We start from the raw sequence: 17,679 nt of genomic DNA on the forward strand, positions 1-17,679 counted from the left end.
TGCCGCCATGACCGCTCAGCTGCACGGCGAGCACTCCCCCGAACGCGAGGCCCCCGCGCCGGCGCCACCGCGCCCCGCGCACACCCTCGCCGAGGCGGGCGACCTGCTCCGAGCCCTCGCCGCCCCCGTCCGCATCGCCATCGTGCTGCAACTGCGCGAGCACGACCGGTGCGTGCACGAACTGGTCGAGGCCCTGGGCGTCGCCCAGCCGTTGATCAGCCAGCACCTGCGCGTGCTGAAGTCGGCGGGCGTGGTGCACGGCGAAAGGCACGGCCGAGAGGTCGTTTACAGACTGGTGGACGAACACCTGGCGCACATCGTGGTGGACGCTGTGACGCACGTCGAGGAGAAGTTGTGACCGGACTGAGGTCCACCAAGCAGCGCACCGCGGTGTCGAACCTGCTCGACCAGCTCGACGACTTCCGCAGTGCCCAGGAACTGCACGAGGAACTGCGCCGCCGCGGCGAGGGCATCGGCCTGACCACGGTGTACCGCACCCTGCAGTCCCTCGCGGACGCGGGCCAGGTCGACGTCCTGCGCACCGACTCGGGCGAGGCCATCTACCGCCGTTGCTCGGCCCACCACCACCATCACCTCGTGTGCCGTCACTGCGGCCGCACGGTGGAGGTGGAGGGCCCCGCCGTCGAGAAGTGGGCTGACCGGGTCGCCGCGGAGAACGGCTTCTCCCAGGTCAGCCACACCGTCGAGATCTTCGGAACGTGCGCGGAGTGCACCGCCAAGGGCCTGAAGTAGGCCCTCAGCTCTCGTAGGGCTCGACCGGCTCGGGCACCGGGGTGAACGACTCCACGGTGAAGCTCGGCACCCACGAGTTCTTCTCGTTCGCCGACTTCGGCACGACCTGCCCGGTCACCTCGACCCACTGCTCGTCCGGCAGCGCGGGCACGTCCCCGCCCAGCCGCACCTTCAACGGCCGTGCGTCGGCCGCGCAGCAGGAGATGGCGAGCCGCGCCACGTAGGTCTCGCCCTCGGCGCGCAGCAGGAACCCGGTGAGCTTCACCCGGCGGCTGTCGAGCGTGCCCGAGTCGTCCCACGCCGTGCGCGTCACGAACTCCGTCATCGACAACGGGATCACGTCGCCGGACGGCAGTTCGCCGAGCAGGTTGCGGGTGCGCTGGGTCTGGTTGGTGTCGGCGGCCGAGTTCACGACGTCGCCGCCCAGCGCGGGTGGCGAGATCAGGAACACCGCGAGCACCGGCAGCAGCATCAGCCACGTCGAGCGCGACGAGTGCGAGTGCTCGTGGTCGTGCTCGTCGGCGGCCTTGCCGCGGCGGATGTCCTGGATGATCGAGAACAGCGCGAGGCCGATCATGATCACGCCGGCCGCGATCAGCAACGGCAGCAGCGACTTCTGGACGTACCGCAGGTAGAGCCCGGAGAAGCTGATCTTCAGCAGGGCGCCGCCGAGCAGCACCAGCAGGATGTTCTGGGTCTCGCGCCTCACAGCAGCACCACTCCCGACACGACGGCGCACAAGATCGCCACCACGAAGGTGGCGGGTGCGAAGCGGAACGCGAAGGACTTGCCGAAAGCACCGGCCTGCAACGCGATGAGCTTCACGTCGACGGCCGGGCCGACGACGAGGAACACCAGGCGCGGCAGCAACGGCAACGCGGAGAACGCGACGGCCACGAAGGCGTCGGCCTCCGAGCACAGCGCGAGGATCACGGCCAGCAGCGCCATCACGATCACGCCGAGCACGATCTGACCGCCGAGCGTCTGCATCCACGCGACCGGCACGAACGTCTTGAACGCCGCCGCGAACAGCCCGCCCAGCACCAGGAACCCACCGGCGTCCACCAGGTCGTGCCGCGAGCTCTCCGCGAACACGGCCCACTTCGACCGCCCGGTGTGGTCGGACATGCGCGCCAGCGCGCGTTCGGCGATCCACTCCATCTTGCCGAACCGCACCCACAGCCAGCCCATGACCATCGCCGTCAGCAACGAGCCGACGAACCGCGCCACGACCATCATCGGGGCGTCGTTGAACGCCACCGCCGTCGAGACCAGCACGATCGGGTTCACGGCGGGCGCGGCCAGCAGGAACGTCAACGCGACGGCGGGTGCGACGCCCTGCTGCATCAAACGGCGCGCGACCGGCACCGAGGCGCACTCACACCCCGGCAGCGCCACACCCGCGACACCCGCCACGGGCACGGCCAGCGCGGTCTTCGAGGGCAGCAGCCTGCGCAGCGCCGACGCGGGCACGAACGCCGCGATGGCGCCCGAGATCAGCACGCCCAGCACGAGGAACGGCATGGCCTGCACGCAGATCGCCACGAACACGGTCGACGCCGTGCGCAGCTTCGGCACGTCGAGCAGGTCGACCAGCCGGGACTGGAAGAGCAGTGCGAGAACGAGGATCCCGCACAGCACCTCCAACGACGTGATCTTCAGCCGAGGCGGGCCGGTGCGCCGCTTCGGCGAGCGGATCTCGCCGGTGATCGTCATTCCGAGTCCAGGTCCAGCAGGCGGCGGTACTGGCGCGCCATGCCCTCGCGGATCTCCTCGGGCGAGGGCGGCTCGGCGAACTCCGCCTCTTCCTCCACGAGGTCGTCGTCGTCGAAGTCGACGGGAGTGCCGTTGACGGTCTCCTCCTCGTCCTCCTCCTCTTCGAGGGCGGCTTCGCGCAGCTCCTCGATGGTGGCGGAGACGTCCTCGGCGGACAGCGCGGGCAGCATCGGCTTCACGATCGCCAGCACGCCGCCCTCCTCGTCCTCCAGCGCCACGGCCTCGGCCAGCGCGACGGCGTGGTCACGCTCGTACGGGCCGCAGATGAACGAGTCCCAGTCGTCGCCGCCCGACGGCTCGAACGTGACGGTCCAGGGGAACTCGTTGACGTCCGAGTCCTCTTCCGGCTCGTAAATGATCACGCCACCCATCGAAGGGTCCTTTCTCAAGAAAACCGGGAGAGGAGCTCGCCGCGCACCTGCGACGCGGTCGAGACGACGAGCATGAGCAGCGTGCTCAACGGCTCGGGCTTGAGGCCGTCCGCGGGGAACGCGTAGCGCAGCATCACGTCCGTGCCGCGCTCGGAGTGGATCACACCGAGCGTTCCGAACAGGCCCTGGCCGGCGCGTTCGGCGACCCACGCCGCCGCTTCCGCCGGCAGGTCCCACGCGACCACGACGGTCAGCGACAGCACGGTCAGGCCCTCGGCCAGTTCCATGCCCTGCACCGCGCACGGCACGTCGCCGTGGCGGAAGCTCAGCGCGCCGTCGTCGTCCACCGACACGTCGTGGAACAGCTCCAACGCCTTGCGTGCGGCCTCCAGGGCCTCTCCGCTCGCGTTCACGACGACACCACCTCCTCGCCGGGCTTGTCGACGGCGCCACCGAAGCGGCGGTCGCGCCCGGCGAACTTCTCGCAGGCGCGCCACAGGTCGCGGCGGTCGAAGTCGGGCCACAGGATGTCCTGGAACACCATCTCGGCGTACGCGGACTGCCAGAGCAGGAAGTTCGAGATCCGCTGCTCGCCGGACGGCCTGATGAACAGGTCGACGTCCGGCATCTCCGGCTTGTACATGTACTTCGCGAGCATGCGCTCGTCGACCTTGTCCGGGTTGATCTGCCCGGCGGCGACGAGGCGGGCGATCTCGCGGGCCGCGTCGCCGATCTCGGCGCGGCCGCCGTAGTTCACGCACATCACGAGGTTGAGCACGTCGTTGTCGGCCGTGCGGACCTCGGCCTCCTGGAGCTGCTTGATGACGCTGCCCCACAGCTTCGGCGAGCGGCCGGCCCAGTGGATGCGGACGCCCATCTCGTCGAGCTCGTCGGTGCGGCGCGCGATCACGTCGCGGTTGAAGTTCATCAGGAAGCGGACCTCGTCGGGGCTGCGCTTCCAGTTCTCCGTGGAGAACGCGTACAGCGAGAGCCATTTCACGCCGAGCTCGATGGAGCCCTTCGCGACGTCGAGCACGACGCGTTCGCCCTGCTTGTGGCCCTCGACGCGGGACAGCCCCCGCTGGTTCGCCCAGCGGCCGTTGCCGTCCATGACGATCGCGATGTGCTTGGGCACCAGGTCGGCGGGGATGTCCGGGGGCGTCGCACCGGACTCGTGCGGCTCCGGCGGGCGCGGGACGCGCTTCTCACGCTCAGAGCGGCGGCGACGCAGCATTCGACCAGACGTCCTTTCGAGCTATCGAGCGAAAACCATTGTCGGTAGCCGCCAGACTAGCCGTCGGCGGGCTGTGCCTTGCGCTCGACCAACGGCAACGAGCGCAGCTGCCGTTCGAGGTGCCACTGCAGATGGGCCGCGACCAGGCCACTCGCGTCGCGGCGCGCGATCTGCGGAATCTCGTCCACCACATGCCACTGCCCGTGCAGCAACGCCGAGAGCAGCGCCAACGTGTCCTGCGAGGGCGAAGAGGCACCCGCGGGACGGCAGTTCGGGCAACAGGAGCCGCCCGCCTGGATGCTGAACGCCCGATGTGGCCCCGGATCGCCGCACTTCGCGCACTCGTTCACCGCGGGCGCCCACCCGGCGAACGCCATCGCACGCATGAGGAACGCGTCCAACAACAACGACGGGTCACGATCTGCGCCCGCCAACGCCCTGAGTGCCCCCACGACGATCATGTAGAGGCGCAGCACGGGTTCGCCCTCTTCGGCCGCGAGGCGGTCGGCGGTCTCGGCGATCGCACACGCCGCCGTGTAGCGCTGGTAGTCCTTGACGATCCCCACGCCGAACGCGTCCAGCGTCTGCACCTGCGTGATGATGTCGAGCGTGCGGCCGGGGTAGAACTGCACGTCGACGTGGCAGAACGGCTCGAGCCGCGCACCGAACTTCGACGACGTCTTGCGCACGCCCTTCGCCACCGCGCGGAGCTTGCCGTGCTTCTGGGTCAGGAACGTGATGATCCGGTCCGCTTCACCGAGCTTCTGCACGCGAAGCACGATGCCGGTGTCGCGGTACAGGTTCGCCATCAGAGTCCCGCCATCTAGAACCCCAGGCGGCGCAACTGCTTGGGATCGCGCTGCCAGTCCTTGGCGATCTTGATGTGCAGGTCCAGGTACACCCTGCTGCCGAGCAGCCGCTCGATCTGCTTGCGGGCCGCCATGCCGACCTGCTTGAGCCGCTCACCCCGGTGCCCGAGGATGATCGCCTTCTGCGACGGCCGCTCCACGAACACGAACGCGTGGATGTCGATCAGGTCGTCCCGGCCCTCGCGCGGCGCCATCTCCTCCACCACCACGGCGATGGAGTGCGGCAACTCGTCGCGCACGCCCTCCAGCGCGGCCTCGCGGATGAGCTCGGCGACCAGCGTCTGCTCCGGCTCGTCGGTCAGGTCGCCGTCCGGGAACAGCTGCGGCCCCTCGGGCAGCTTCTGCAACAGCAGGTCGCCCAGCGCGCCGACCTGGAAACCGTTGACCGCGGAGACCGGGATGATCTCCGCGAACTCCATGACCTTCTGCAGCGAGAGCAGCTGTTCCATCACCTGCTGCTGCGAGACCAGGTCCGTCTTGGTGACGATGCCGATCACCGGCGTGCGCTTGGCGACCTTCTCGAGCTCGGCGGCGATGAACTTGTCACCGGGGCCGACCTTCTGGTCCGCGGGCACGCAGAAGCCGACGACGTCGACCTCCGACCACGTCTCGCGCACCAGGTCGTTGAGCCGCTGGCCGAGCAGCGTGCGGGGACGGTGCAGACCGGGCGTGTCGACGAGGACGAGCTGCCCGTCCTCGCGGTGCACGATGCCCCGGATCGTGTGGCGGGTGGTCTGCGGCTTGCTGGACGTGATGGCGACCTTCGTGCCCACCAGTGCGTTCGTCAGCGTCGACTTCCCTGCGTTCGGGCGGCCGACGAAGCACGCGAACCCGGAGCGGTAACCATCCATCCGTCCATTGTCCCTGGCAGCCGCAAACGGGCTCGGCCAGGTCCCGGGTGCCGGCCGCTAGTGCAGTTCGACGACGTCTCCCGCCGCGTTCACGTGGATCACCGGGCCGCTCGGCGACAGGTCGCGCACCGCCGCGATCGACTCCTCGTCCAGGGCGGCGGCGTCGACCGCGACCACGGCGGCCTCCAGCCCTTCCGCGCCGCTCGACACGGCAGCGGCCACCGCGGCCTGCAACGCCGTCAGCTTCAACGAGGGCAACCAGACCTCGGACGCGTTGTACGTGCGGCCGTCGAGGTCGCGGACGGCCGCGCCCTCCTTCGACCCGTTACGCGCGCGCACCGACCGTGCGAGCGTCACGAGCTTGGCGTCCTCGGGGTCCAGGTCACTCATCTTCTTCGCTCTCCTTCTGCACGGGGCGCACGAGCACCGTGGTGACGCGGATGCGGCCGCGTTCGTCCTTGCCGCCCTCGGCCCGCATGCGCAGGCCGGCGATCTCCGCCTCGGTGCCCGGCAGGGGGACGCGGCCGAGGCGCTGCGCGAGCAGGCCGCCGACGGTCTCGACCTCGTGGTCGTCGAGCTCGGTGCCGAACAACGCGTCGAGATCGTCGACCGGCAGGCGCGCGCTGACCCGCACCGCGCCGTCCTCCAGGTGCTCGACCGGCGGGCGGTCGTCGGTGTCGGACTCGTCGGTGATCTCGCCGACGATCTCCTCGAGGATGTCCTCGATCGTCAGCAGGCCCGCGGTGCCGCCGTACTCGTCGACGACGATCGCCATGTGGCGGCGCGACACCTGCATCTCGCGCAGCAGGTCGGCGATGGGCTTGCTGTCCGGGATGAAGCTCATCGGGCGCATCAGCTCGGAGACGCTCTTCGGGTCCTCGTCCTCGGCGAGCGTGGCCCGCATGAGGTCCTTGAGGTTCACCACGCCGAGCACGTCGTCGACGCTCTCGCCGATCACCGGCACGCGGGTGTAGCCGGTGCGCAACGACAGCGCGAGCGCCTGCCGCAGCGACTTCGACTGCTCGATCCACACGATCTCGGTGCGCGGCACCATGACCTCGCGCGTGATCGTGTCGCCCAGCTCGAAGACCGAGTGGATCATCTCGCGCTCGCCCTCGTCCACGACGCCGCGTTCCTGCGCCATGTCGACGAGTTCGCGCAGCTCGACCTCGGAGCTGAACGGGCCCTCGCGGAAGCCCTTGCCGGGCGTGATGGCGTTACCGATGAGGATCAGCAACTTCGACAACGGCCCGAGCACGCGCCCGAGCTGACGAACGGTGCCCGCCGCGAGCAGCGACACGGCGTACGGGTGCTGACGGCCGAGCGTGCGCGGGCCGACGCCGACGAGCACGTACGACACGACGAGCATGCTCAGGCACGAGTACAGGACGGCCAGCCAGTCCTGTTCCACGTAGTCCAGGAACACCGTCGTGACCAGCACGGCCGCCGACATCTCGCACGCGAGGCGCAGCAACAGCAACAGGTTGACGTGCCGAGGCCGGTCGTTGAGGACCTGCAACAGTTGCCCGGTACCCCAGCGACCCTGCCGTTGCAGGGCCTCGACCCGTGCGCGCGACACGGTGCCGAGAGCGGCATCCACACACGCGAACAGACCAGCGGCGAGCACGAGCAGAACGGCCAGCACGATCACACTGGCAGGGTTCGCGGTCATGGTCCGTTTTCTCTAGAGGACGTCAGGCTTCGTCGGTCTTCTCGTCCAGGCCGACCGCTCCGAGCACCTTGTCGTCGGTGCTGCGCTGGTGAGCGGCCCGCTCGGCCTCGTCCCGCGCGGTGCGGAAGTCGCCGAGGATGCGGTTCTGCAACGTGAACATCTCACGTTCCTCCGCGGGCTCGGCGTGGTCGTAGCCGAGCAGGTGCAGCACACCGTGCACGGTCAGCAGGTGCAGCTCGTCCAGCAGGCTGTGGCCCGCCTTCTTGGCCTGGTCCTTGGCGAACGCGGGGCACAGCACGATGTCCCCGAGCAGCGCCGGGCCGAGACCCGCCGCGTCGGGACGGCGCGCGGAGTCCAGCTCGTCCATGGGGAAGGCCATGACGTCCGTCGGGCCCGGCAGGTCCATCCAGCGCTCGTGCAGGTCGGCCATGACGTCCAGCTCGACCAGCAGGACGGACAGCTCGGCCAGCGGGCTCACGCCCATGCGGTCCAGCGCGAAGCGGGCGGCGGAGACGATGGAACCCTCGTCGACTCCGACACCCGACTCGTTGGCGATCTCGATGCTCACGGCGCCTATCGTCCTCGCCGCTGGTTACCCCGTCGTGCACCGGGTCCGTGGTGCTGCGTGTTCTGGTCGATCGCGTCCTGCCGGACCTGCCACTTGTCGTACGCGTCGACGATGTCGCCGACCAGGCGGTGGCGGACCACGTCCTGGCTGGTCAGCTCGGAGAAGTGCACGTCCTCGACGCCTTCGAGGATGTCCCGCACGACCCGCAGGCCGCTGCGCTGGCCGCCGGGGAGGTCGACCTGCGTCGTGTCGCCCGTCACCACCATCTTGGAGCCGAAGCCCAGCCGGGTGAGGAACATCTTCATCTGCTCGGGCGTCGTGTTCTGCGCCTCGTCGAGGATGATGAACGCGTCGTTCAACGACCGGCCGCGCATGAACGCCAGCGGTGCGACCTCGATCGTGCCCGCCTGCGTGAGGCGCGGGATCGACTCCGGGTCGACCATGTCGTGCAGCGCGTCGTAGAGCGGGCGCAGGTACGGGTCGATCTTCTCGTAGAGCGTGCCGGGCAGGTAACCCAGGCGCTCGCCCGCCTCGACGGCCGGGCGGGTGAGGATGATGCGGTTGACCTGCTTGTTCTGCAACGCCTGCACGGCCTTGGCCATGGCGAGGTAGGTCTTGCCGGTGCCGGCGGGGCCGATGCCGAACACGATGGTGTTCTTGTCGATCGCGTCGACGTAGTGCTTCTGGTTCAGCGTCTTCGGCCTGATCGTGCGGCCGCGGCGGCTCACGATGTCGAGGCTCAGGACCTCGGCCGGCGACTCGACGTCGTTCGCGCTGAGCATCGCGATGATGCGGCGGACGCTGTTCTGGTCGATGGCCTGACCGCGGCCGGCGAGGGTGATGAGCTCGGAGAAGACGCGTTCGGCGAAGGCCACGTCGGCGGGGTCGCCGGACAAGGTGATCTCGTTCCCGCGCACGTGCACGTCGGCGTCGAGCAGTTCCTCTGCGAGCCGGAGGTTCTCGTCGCGCGACCCGAGCAGCGTGAGCACCGCACCTTCCGGCACGGCGAACCGGGACTGACCTTCCTTGTTGCTCTGCTGTGTTTCTTCGGCCACGTGGCCCCGGCCTGCTTCCTGTCGCTCGGATCTGGTGCCGTCGATGCTAGTCCGGCCGAAAATGAGTGGCTACCGGATTGCTCACGGTGTGTGCTCGTGAATCGTGGAGATCCGCAGGCTCGACGTCGACGACATACCCGAGTGCATGAAGCTGATCACGGATCGGGGTTGGAGCTGGACCCCGGAGCAGTGGGAGGTGATGCTCGCCCTCGGACCCTGCTACGGCGCGTTCGACGGGTCCGGGCTGCTCGGCACGGCCCTGACGACCCCGTACCCGGAGATCCAGGCGATCAGCGGCGTCCTGGTCGCGTCGCGAGCGGGGCGGCAGGGCATCGGCACTCAGCTGATGTCCAACATGTTGGACATCAGCCCTTCGGTGCTGTACGCGACGGCGATGGGCCAGCCCCTGTACGAGCGGCTCGGCTTTCACCCTGTCGGGCAGACCGTCGCGCACTTCGGGACGATCGACGGCCCGGCACCGGGCGTGACGAGGAAGGCGACGCCCGCGGACGCCGCGACGCTCGCCGACCTCGACCGCGAGGCGAGCGGCTACACCCGGCCGGCGTTCTGGGACCTGGTGCTCGCCCCGGCGGGGCCGTACGAGGTGCTGGTGTCCGACGACGGCGTCGTCGCCACCCGCCCGAACCCGACCGGTGTCACGATCGGCCCGCTGATCGCGTCCTCCGCGGCGGCGGCGTGCTCGTTGATCGCGGACGTGGCCGCCGGGCGGGGCGAGGTCCGGGTCGACACCGACGACGCCGACGTCGCCGCCTACCTGACCGGGCACGGCTTCGAGGCGCGTCCCGGCGGCTGTGTCCTGATGGTGCGGGGCGTCGAGAACGTCCCGGGTGACCGGTCGCGCTACTTCGCGCCGGCCTCGCACGCGCTCGGCTGATTCGATTCTGGGGGAACTGATGGTGGAACTGCGCAGACTGACCGGCGACGACCTCGTAGCGTGCTCCGACCTGGCCGAGAGCCGGTCCTGGCCGCGCGAGGAGAGCAAGTGGGAGTTCCTGCTCGCGCACGGCGAGGGCTGGGGGCTGTTCGACGACGACGGCCTCGTCGGCACGACGATCGTGACGCGCTACCCGGAACTCGCGTCGATCAGCATGGTGCTCGTCGCCGAACGCGCCGCCCGTCAGGGCCACGCCCGGCGACTGGTGTCCCACGTACTGGATACCGGCGTGCCGGACACCGGCGTGTCGACGTTGTTCGCGACGAAGATGGGCCGCCCGCTCTACGAGCAGCTGGGCTTCCACGCCGTCGGCTTCACCGACATCCACGCGGGGAAGTTCACCGGCCGCGCAGCTGATGTATCGCACATCGCCACGGCCGACGACCTCGACGACATCGTCGCGCTCGACACCAAGGTCACCGGCATCACGCGGCCGTACCTGTGGGAGTCGCTGCTCAGGATGGGCACGATCCGGATCTCCGACCACGGCGTCACGGGCTCGTGGCAGGTGCGTGAGGCGCGGATGCTGATCGGCCCGGTCATCGCGGACACGCCCGCCGACGCGTGCGCGCTCATCGCCGACTGCGCGGCCGGCAACCCGAGTGTGCGCGTCGACGTGCACGACCCGGAGGTGATCGCGTTCGTGCGGAAGCACGGCCTGGAGTCGTGGGGCGAAGCGACCTGGATGGTGAGGGGTGCCGACACCCTGCCGGGCGACCGCGCCCGCTACCGCGCCCCGCTCCTGCAGGCACTCGGCTGAAGGCGCTCGCCACCCAGCAGGTGCAGGTGGGCGTGGAAGACCTCCTGGCCGCTGTCCGGCCCGGTGTTGAACAGCAGCCGGTAGCCGGACTCGGCCACGCCCTCCTCCTCGGCGACCTCCTTGGCCGCGGCGAAGAGGTCGCCGAGCTGGTCGCCGTCCAGGTCGACGGCGTTCGGCACGTGCTCGCGCGGGATCAGCAGCACGTGGACGGGCGCCTTGGGCTGGATGTCGCGGAACGCGAGCGTCGTCTTGGTCTCGTGCACGACCGTCGCGGGGACCTCACCGGCGACGATCCGGCAGAACAAACAGGACATGCCTCAAGCTAAGCGAACAACGCGTCCAGTTGCTCGTCGACGGCCTCGACCATGTCGGCCGCGGTGAGCTCGTCGGGCCCGAGGCCGTGGTGGATGTTGAGCCCGTCGATGAGCACGATGAACCGGCGTGCCGCCTTCAGCGGCACCACCCCGTCCCGCAGCTCGCCGGCTTCCCGCGCCGCACCGAGCACCCGCTCGATCTCGCTGTACAGCCCGCGCGTGCCGACGCGTTCCAGCTCGTGCAGCGACGGCTCCACCATCGCCCGCGGCAGGAACGACAGCAGCACGGCGGCCTCGACGCGCCGGTCCTCGTCGAGCGCCAGCATCTCGTGCGCGAAGGCCCGCAGCACCTCCCGGTTGCCCGCCGACGTGTCGATCTGCTCCAGCCGCGCGATGAACCGCCGGTAGGCCAACTCCATCGCGAACCCCAGCAGGGCGTCCTGCGTGGGGAAGTAGTGGCGCAGCGACCCGCTCGACCACCCGGACTCGGCGGCGACCGCGCGCACCGAGGCGTGGTCTATCCCGTCCCGCCGCACGATGCGCCAGACGGCTTCGGCGAGTTCGCGGCGACGTTCCTCATGGTCGACAACCTTCGGCACCGGCCCTTTCTAGCAGCCGCCGGCAAGCCGGACGACAGCCGCGCGGCACCTCTCCCACGACTCGGTCCCCGGCGTGATCATGTCCATGTGCCCGGCCCCCTCCACGACGACGAGCTCCGCCTGCGGCTCCACGGCGCAAAAGCCGATCGACTGCTCCACGGGCACGTCCTCGTCGCGATCACCGTGCACGCACACCACGGGCTTCCCGATCGGCACGAGCGCGGCGGGCGACGCGTCAGCGAACTGCTCCTCACCGCACAACTCCAAGGCGCGGGGCGTGATGTGCCGCGTGAAGTCCAGGACCCCGGCCTGCGACACCGCCCCGCACACCCGCGCACTGCGCTTCGCGGCCCACACGGCGAGATGCCCACCGGCGCTGTGCCCGAGGGTCACCACGGGTCCGAGGTCAACGGCGTCGATGGCGGCCAGCACGTCGTCCCCTGTTTCGGGCCACCCGCCCCCGCCGCCGACCCGCCGGTACTCGATGTTCCACACGCGGAACCCGTCAGCAACCAGCACCTCGGCCAACGGCCGCCCGAGTTCGAGCCCGTAACGCTGATGCCAAAAACCACCGTGAATGACGACAACAGCACCCTGAGCAACTCCGTCCGGTTCGTAAAGCTCACCGAACTGACTGGCGTGGTCACCGTAAGCAATTCGCTGCACACGCAGAAAGTACAGAAAAACGGCAACACCCTCACGCAACCAAGCACAAGAGGTTGTGTAATCGTTCACAAGCCCCTTAAAACGTTTCACCGCCCCAACAAGGCACCACGAGACCAAGTGCTCGCCAGCCGAGCACGATCGGGGGACAAAACACGAGCCACAAGGCCGCACACCTGGCAAGCAGGCGATCAGGGCGACATTTCGTCGGCCACCAAGGCCACCTACGCAGGCCAGCGCCCCGTTTCGTCACGGACGCCGAGGTTCCCGTGATGGGCGCCCGACGCCGAAGGCGAGGGCGCCGGGGGTCCGGGGGCTTGCCCCCGGCGTGGGGTTTGGGGGCTCGGCCCCCAAAAGACACCCTTTTGGTGCGGGCGGCGAAGGCGCGCCAGCGCCGAGCAGCCCGCACCAAAACCAAAAGGGGCGCCTCGCGGTCCGAAGCCTGGGGGTCGCTTCGCCGCGAGGCGCCGACGCCGGACCGAGGGGGGAGGTGTCCGGCGAGTCTTTTGGTCAGAAGAGCCTAATCGTCTACGCCGTTTCCGGATAGACCAATCAGCCCCTCTGCGATCCAGGGTAACCCCATCGGCCTGGGATTCGCTACAACTTCCGTCAAGCCAATCCATCCGATGTTCATCTCGGTAGTGATCGGGGTCACCACCGCGCGGTGCGGACCCCGATGGCACCAAGAGCAACGGCCGCGGCGGTAGATGCACGCAGAACGGTTGGCCCCAATCGGACCACACGGGCACCCGATGATCGCAACGCGTCGAGTTCCTCGGGGGTGATTCCGCCTTCGGGACCCACCACGAGCAGCACGTCCCCCTCAGCCGGCAACGGCACGTCGGCGAGTCGTTCCTCCGCGCTCTCGTGCAACACGAGCGTCAACGCGGACGACGACACGCGCTGAGAAAGCTGAGTGGTGCTCACGGGTTCGTCGACGACCGGCACCCGCGAGCGGCGGGCCTGCTTCGCCGCCTCGCGGACCGTGGATCGCCAGCGCCCCAGCGCCTTCGCGCCGCGCGGGCCGTCCTCCCACTTGGTGATGCACCGGGAGGCGCGCCACGGCACCACACCGTCGACGCCGGCCTCGGTGGCGAGCTCGACGGCGAGCTCGCCCCGGTCGCCCTTCACCAGCGCCTGGGCCAGCACGACCCGCGGCGTCGGCTCGGGCTCCACCCAGCGTTCGACCACCCGCAACGACAACGCGTCGCGTTCCACCGCCACGACCGCGCACCGCACCTGGGCACCGGACCCGTCGGACAGCACGAGCTCTTCACCCACGCGCAGGCGCTTGACCGTGGCGGCGTGCCGGCCTTCCGGGCCGTCCAGCACGAACTCCTCGCCCGGCGGCAACGCCGGGACGAGGAAGACCGGCAGCGTCACCGGTGGCCGCGCGAGGCACGCAGGCGGGAGAACAGGCCTCCGCCGCCCTTGCCGTTGTGCGCCAACGAGGGCTCGCTCTCGCCGCGCAGGTCGGCGAGGTCGCGCAGCAGTGCGGACTGGGCGGCGTCGAGCTTGGTGGGCACGACGACCTCGAGGTGCACGTGCAGGTCGCCGCGGCCGTCGACGCGGCCGGTGGACCGCAGCTTCGGCATGCCGCGGCCCGTCATCACGAGCTGCGTGCCGGGCTGGGTGCCGGGGTCGATCTGGAGTTCTTCCTCGCCGTCCAAGGTCTTCAACGGCAGTGTGGCGCCCAGCGCGGCCGTCGTCATCGGGATCTGCACGATGCAGTGCAGGTCGGCGCCGTCGCGTTCGAAGATCTCGTGCGGGTGTTCCTCGACCTCGACGTAGAGGTCACCGGCCGGGCCGCCGCCGGGGCCGACCTCGCCCTGGCCCGCGAGCCGCACGCGCATGCCCTCGGCGACGCCGGCGGGGATGTTCACGGAGATCGTGCGGCGCGAGCGGGTGCGGCCGTCGCCGGCGCACTGCTGGCACGGGTCGGGGATGACCTCGCCGTAGCCGCGGCAGACCGGGCACGGGCGGGACGTCACGACCTGGCCCAGGAACGAGCGCTGCACGGACTGGACCTCGCCGCGGCCGTGGCAGGTGTCGCACTGGACGGGCTTGGAGTTGTTCTGCGTGCCGGCGCCGTGGCAGCGGTCGCACAGGATCGCCGTGTCGACGGTCAGCTCACGGGTGGCGCCCGCCGCGCACTCCTCCAGCGTCATGTCGAGCCGGATCAACGCGTCGGAGCCGGGCTGCACGCGGCTGCGCGGACCCCGGCCACCACCGGACGAGGCGCCGAAGAAGGCGTCCATGATGTCGCCGAGGCCGAAGCCCGCGAACGGGTCGCCGCCCGCGCGGCCACCGCCGCCGGAGTCGAGCGGGTCGCCTCCCAGGTCGACGACGCGGCGCTTCTCGGGGTTCGACAACACCTCGTAGGCGGCCGTCACCTCCTTGAAGCGGGCCTCCTCGTTGGGATTGACGTCCGGGTGCAGCTGCCTGGCGAGCTTGCGATAGGCGCGCTTGATCTCATCCTGTGTCGCGTTCTGCGAGACACCGAGGATGCCGTAGTAATCCCTGGCCACCTTGTTCGCTTTCATGTTCATCTCAAGTGCAAGAAGTTTCTGATCAACGACCGGTCAGGATCTCACCGACGTAGTTGGCAACCGCGCGGACGGCCGCCATGGTTCCCGGGTAGTCCATGCGAGTGGGCCCCACCACACCGAGCCCGCCGAGCGGGTTGTCCCGGCTGCCGTAGCCGATCGACACCACGGACGTGCTGCGCATCTCCGCGGCCTCGTTCTCCTCGCCGATGCGCACCAGCACGCGGCCGGGGTCCCGGGAGGCGGCGAGCAGCTTGAGCACGACGACCTGCTCCTCCAACGCCTCGAGCACCTGGCGCAGCGAGCCCGGGAAGTCGGTGATGCTGCGCGTGAGGTTCGCGGTGCCGCCGAGCACCAGCCGTTCTTCGGGGTGCTCCACCAACGTCTCGATGAGCACAGTAGCGACTCGCAGCATCGGGTCGCGCAGGTTCGACGGAACCTCGTCCGGCAACTCGGCGACCTTGGCACTCGCCTCCGCGAGCCGCTGACCCGCCATCGCCTGGTTCAGCACGCCGCGCAACTGGGCCGTGTGCTCCTCGGAGATGACGTCCCCGAGCTCCACGATCCGCTGGTCGACGCGCCCGGTGTCGGTGATCAGCACCAGCATCAGCCGCGACGGCGTGATCGGCAGCACCTCCAGGTGCCGCACGGCCGCGCGCGACAACGTCGGCACCTGGATCACCGCGACCTGCCGCGTCAGCTGGGCGAGCAGCCGGACGCTGCGGCGCATCACGTCGTCGAGGTCGATCGCCCCGTCCAGGAAGCTGCGGATCGCCCGCTTCTCGGCCTGCGAGAGCGGCTTGACCTCGCTCAGCTTGTCCACGAACAGCCGGTAGCCCTTGTCCGTCGGCACGCGCCCGGCGCTGGTGTGCGGCTGGGCGATGTACCCGTCGTCCTCCAGCGCGGCCATGTCGTTGCGCACGGTCGCGCTCGACACACCCAGGTTGTGCCTCTCGACCAGGGCTTTCGACCCGACGGGCTCCTGGTTGGACACGTAGTCGGCGACGATGGCGCGCAGCACCTCGAACCGACGCTCATCGGCGTTCACCGCTGTTCACCTCCGTGTCCACTGCACCCGAGTTTACCCAGCCGGATTCCTGCCTGGTGCGCGCTCTGAAGTCGTGCTCGATCGGGGCTCCGGTTTTTGTCGGTGCCGCTCGCTAGGGTCCAAACGTGGGCGAAGTGGTGTGGCTGCGGCCACCTGAGCCGGAACCGGGGAGACCGTGCCTGGTCCACAGCGACGACCAGTGGTGGGAGGGAACCGTGGTGTGGGAGGAGGTCAGGCGCGAGGACGGGCTGTGGTGGGGCACCGCGACCTACCTGAAGAACGGCGAGGAGGTCGTCGAGGTGTTCAGCCAGCACGACCTGCGCGCCCGCTGAACTAAGGCAACAAGCGCCTGACCACGGCGTCGGCGAGTAGCCGGCCCCGGTCGGTGAGCACGCAGCGGTCGTCGAGCGGCTCCAGCAGCCCGTCGGCGACCGCCTGTTTGGCCGCGTCCCGCCCTTCGGCGTCCAGCACGTCGAGCGGCAGGCCCTCGGCCAGGCGCAGTTCGAGCAGCACCCGTTCCACGCGCTGGTCTTCGAGGGACAACGTCTCGCGCCCCGCGGCGGGCGAGTTGCCCTCGGCCAGCAGGGACGAGTAGCGGGCCGGGTGCTTGACGTTCCAGAACCGGACGCCGCCGACGTGGCTGTGCGCGCCGGGGCCGAAGCCCCACCAGTCGGCGCCCTTCCAGTACAGGACGTTGTGGCGGCACCGGGCCGAGGCCGAGGTCGCCCAGTTCGACACCTCGTACCAGGAGAAGCCGGCACCGCTCAGCACGGAGTCGACCATCTCGTAGGACGACGCCAGCACGTCGTCGTCGGGCATCGGGAGGTCGCCCCGGCGGATGCGGCGGGCGAGACCGGTGCCGTCCTCGACGATCAACGCGTAGGCGGACACGTGGTCGACGCCCGCGGCCAGCACGGCGTCCAGGGACGCGGCGAGGTCCGAGGGGCGCTCCCCCGGCGTGCCGTAGATCAGGTCCAGGTTCACGTGCTCGAACCCGGCGGCGCGTGCCTCGCGGGCGGCTTCACCCGGACGGCCGGGGGTGTGCTTGCGGTCCAGCACGGCGAGGACGTGGCGGGCCGCCGACTGCATGCCCAGGGAGACACGGGTGTAGCCGGCGTCCCGGATTCCCTCGAAGAACGAAGAAGAGGTCGACTCGGGGTTCGACTCGGTCGTCACCTCGGCGCCGGGGGCCAGGCCGAAGGACTGCCGCACGGCGTCCAGGACGTCGCGAAGACCCGAGGCGCCGAGCAAAGAAGGCGTTCCGCCGCCCACGAACACGGTTTCGGCCGGCGGGGGCGATCCGAGCACGGACGCGGCGAGGTCGAGTTCGCGGCGCAGGCCCTCGAGCCACGACTCGGGTGAGGCGGAGGTGCCGAGTTCGCCGGGCGTGTAGGTGTTGAAGTCGCAGTAGCCGCAGCGGGTCGCGCAGAACGGCACGTGCACGTAGATGCCGAACGGGCGCGAACCGACACCGGCGAGAGCGGAACTGGGCAGCGAACCGTCGGCGGGCGCGGGCTCGCCTTCGGGCAGAGCGGAGGGCATGACTCTCAGTGTCCCCCACGCGGCCCGAACGGCGGTGTCCGACCAGGCGAAGTGTCTGTCGGTGACAGAACTATCACAGAGCGAAACCGGCAGAAGATGTCAA

Annotated in this window: 23 protein-coding genes; 5 read left to right on the forward strand and 18 right to left on the reverse strand. The window is 69.8% G+C overall.

The window, feature by feature from the left end; translation table 11 throughout:
- Window positions 1-7 precede the first annotated feature (7 nt).
- Both QSK25_RS36800 and QSK25_RS36805 read left to right on the forward strand, forming a co-directional pair.
- Window positions 8-358, forward strand: coding sequence for an ArsR/SmtB family transcription factor (locus QSK25_RS36800; RefSeq protein WP_285645276.1), 351 nt, complete (start codon window positions 8-10; stop codon window positions 356-358).
- Complete coding sequence (locus QSK25_RS36805) at window positions 355-753, forward strand: Fur family transcriptional regulator (protein WP_191304953.1); 399 nt, start codon at window positions 355-357, stop codon at window positions 751-753. The genes QSK25_RS36800 and QSK25_RS36805 overlap by 4 nt, the downstream gene beginning before the upstream one ends.
- Before the next feature lie 4 nt (window positions 754-757).
- Here QSK25_RS36805 and QSK25_RS36810 read toward each other — a convergent pair whose 3' ends face one another.
- Genes QSK25_RS36810 through QSK25_RS36860 form a run of 11 tightly spaced genes read right to left on the reverse strand, consistent with a single transcriptional unit; the run spans window position 758 to window position 9,149 of the window.
- Window positions 758-1,462 carry a TIGR03943 family putative permease subunit gene (locus QSK25_RS36810; RefSeq protein WP_285645281.1) on the reverse strand — a complete coding sequence of 235 codons (705 nt, stop codon included), beginning with the start codon at window positions 1,460-1,462 and terminating at the stop codon, window positions 758-760.
- Window positions 1,459-2,469, reverse strand: coding sequence for a permease (locus QSK25_RS36815; protein ID WP_285645284.1), 1,011 nt, complete (start codon window positions 2,467-2,469; stop codon window positions 1,459-1,461). The genes QSK25_RS36810 and QSK25_RS36815 overlap by 4 nt, the downstream gene beginning before the upstream one ends.
- Window positions 2,466-2,891 (reverse strand): hypothetical protein, encoded by a 426-nt coding sequence (locus QSK25_RS36820; protein WP_285645285.1) that lies wholly within the window; start codon window positions 2,889-2,891, stop codon window positions 2,466-2,468. The genes QSK25_RS36815 and QSK25_RS36820 overlap by 4 nt, the downstream gene beginning before the upstream one ends.
- Window positions 2,892-2,914: 23 nt before the next feature.
- On the reverse strand, window positions 2,915-3,313 hold the full coding sequence (locus QSK25_RS36825) for a YbjN domain-containing protein (RefSeq protein WP_090100486.1): 399 nt from the start codon (window positions 3,311-3,313) through the stop codon (window positions 2,915-2,917).
- Window positions 3,310-4,134: an isoprenyl transferase gene (locus tag QSK25_RS36830; RefSeq protein ID WP_285645290.1), complete on the reverse strand. Its 825-nt coding sequence runs from the start codon at window positions 4,132-4,134 to the stop codon at window positions 3,310-3,312. The genes QSK25_RS36825 and QSK25_RS36830 overlap by 4 nt, the downstream gene beginning before the upstream one ends.
- Before the next feature lie 56 nt (window positions 4,135-4,190).
- The gene (gene recO, locus QSK25_RS36835; protein WP_285645291.1) at window positions 4,191-4,943 is read right to left on the reverse strand and encodes a DNA repair protein RecO; all 753 of its coding nucleotides are present in this window, start codon (window positions 4,941-4,943) and stop codon (window positions 4,191-4,193) included.
- 14 nt (window positions 4,944-4,957) lie between these two features.
- Window positions 4,958-5,854: a GTPase Era gene (era, locus tag QSK25_RS36840; RefSeq protein WP_285645292.1), complete on the reverse strand. Its 897-nt coding sequence runs from the start codon at window positions 5,852-5,854 to the stop codon at window positions 4,958-4,960.
- Window positions 5,855-5,911: 57 nt separating this feature from the next.
- Entirely contained in the window at window positions 5,912-6,244 is a 333-nt protein-coding gene (locus QSK25_RS36845) for a cytidine deaminase-like protein (protein ID WP_285645293.1), read from the reverse strand.
- Window positions 6,237-7,526, reverse strand: coding sequence for a hemolysin family protein (locus QSK25_RS36850; protein ID WP_285645294.1), 1,290 nt, complete (start codon window positions 7,524-7,526; stop codon window positions 6,237-6,239). The genes QSK25_RS36845 and QSK25_RS36850 overlap by 8 nt, the downstream gene beginning before the upstream one ends.
- A 22-nt stretch (window positions 7,527-7,548) precedes the next feature.
- A complete protein-coding gene (ybeY, locus tag QSK25_RS36855) occupies window positions 7,549-8,094 on the reverse strand; it encodes an rRNA maturation RNase YbeY (RefSeq protein WP_285645297.1) in 546 nt (181 codons plus the stop codon).
- Between the two features lie 5 nt (window positions 8,095-8,099).
- On the reverse strand, window positions 8,100-9,149 hold the full coding sequence (locus tag QSK25_RS36860; RefSeq protein WP_285645298.1) for a PhoH family protein: 1,050 nt from the start codon (window positions 9,147-9,149) through the stop codon (window positions 8,100-8,102).
- Window positions 9,150-9,252: 103 nt separating this feature from the next.
- Here QSK25_RS36860 and QSK25_RS36865 point away from each other — a divergent pair, with 103 nt between their 5' ends.
- Together QSK25_RS36865 and QSK25_RS36870 are read left to right on the forward strand one after the other, a co-directional pair.
- Window positions 9,253-10,044 (forward strand): GNAT family N-acetyltransferase, encoded by a 792-nt coding sequence (locus QSK25_RS36865; protein WP_285645299.1) that lies wholly within the window; start codon window positions 9,253-9,255, stop codon window positions 10,042-10,044.
- 22 nt (window positions 10,045-10,066) lie between these two features.
- Window positions 10,067-10,864: a GNAT family N-acetyltransferase gene (locus QSK25_RS36870; RefSeq protein WP_285645301.1), complete on the forward strand. Its 798-nt coding sequence runs from the start codon at window positions 10,067-10,069 to the stop codon at window positions 10,862-10,864.
- On the opposite strand, the gene QSK25_RS36875 is transcribed toward QSK25_RS36870, so the two are convergent.
- From QSK25_RS36875 to hrcA, 6 genes are all read right to left on the reverse strand, one after another.
- Complete coding sequence (locus QSK25_RS36875; protein WP_285645302.1) at window positions 10,831-11,178, reverse strand: histidine triad nucleotide-binding protein; 348 nt, start codon at window positions 11,176-11,178, stop codon at window positions 10,831-10,833. The genes QSK25_RS36870 and QSK25_RS36875 overlap by 34 nt on opposite strands.
- A gap of 8 nt (window positions 11,179-11,186) precedes the next feature.
- Window positions 11,187-11,777, reverse strand: coding sequence for a TetR/AcrR family transcriptional regulator (locus QSK25_RS36880; protein ID WP_285645303.1), 591 nt, complete (start codon window positions 11,775-11,777; stop codon window positions 11,187-11,189).
- Between the two features lie 9 nt (window positions 11,778-11,786).
- Window positions 11,787-12,614, reverse strand: a complete 828-nt coding sequence (locus QSK25_RS45505) for an alpha/beta hydrolase (RefSeq protein ID WP_352236786.1) — start codon at window positions 12,612-12,614, stop codon at window positions 11,787-11,789.
- 477 nt (window positions 12,615-13,091) lie between these two features.
- Window positions 13,092-13,823, reverse strand: a complete 732-nt coding sequence (locus QSK25_RS36890) for a 16S rRNA (uracil(1498)-N(3))-methyltransferase (RefSeq protein ID WP_285645305.1) — start codon at window positions 13,821-13,823, stop codon at window positions 13,092-13,094.
- On the reverse strand, window positions 13,820-14,968 hold the full coding sequence (gene dnaJ, locus QSK25_RS36895; RefSeq protein WP_285645375.1) for a molecular chaperone DnaJ: 1,149 nt from the start codon (window positions 14,966-14,968) through the stop codon (window positions 13,820-13,822). Before dnaJ ends, QSK25_RS36890 begins: the two co-directional genes overlap by 4 nt.
- Before the next feature lie 43 nt (window positions 14,969-15,011).
- Window positions 15,012-16,034: a heat-inducible transcriptional repressor HrcA gene (hrcA, locus tag QSK25_RS36900; RefSeq protein ID WP_285645306.1), complete on the reverse strand. Its 1,023-nt coding sequence runs from the start codon at window positions 16,032-16,034 to the stop codon at window positions 15,012-15,014.
- A 125-nt stretch (window positions 16,035-16,159) separates the two neighbouring features.
- Between hrcA and QSK25_RS36905 the strand changes: the two genes are divergently transcribed.
- A complete protein-coding gene (locus tag QSK25_RS36905; RefSeq protein ID WP_285645307.1) occupies window positions 16,160-16,366 on the forward strand; it encodes a hypothetical protein in 207 nt (68 codons plus the stop codon).
- Between the two features lies 1 nt (window position 16,367).
- On the opposite strand, the gene hemW is transcribed toward QSK25_RS36905, so the two are convergent.
- The gene (gene hemW, locus QSK25_RS36910) at window positions 16,368-17,576 is read right to left on the reverse strand and encodes a radical SAM family heme chaperone HemW (RefSeq protein ID WP_285645308.1); all 1,209 of its coding nucleotides are present in this window, start codon (window positions 17,574-17,576) and stop codon (window positions 16,368-16,370) included.
- Between the last annotated feature and the right edge of the window lie 103 nt (window positions 17,577-17,679).

This window comes from Lentzea sp. NBRC 102530 (assembly GCF_030269365.1).
In the GTDB taxonomy this organism is placed as follows: Bacteria; Actinomycetota; Actinomycetes; order Mycobacteriales; family Pseudonocardiaceae; genus Lentzea.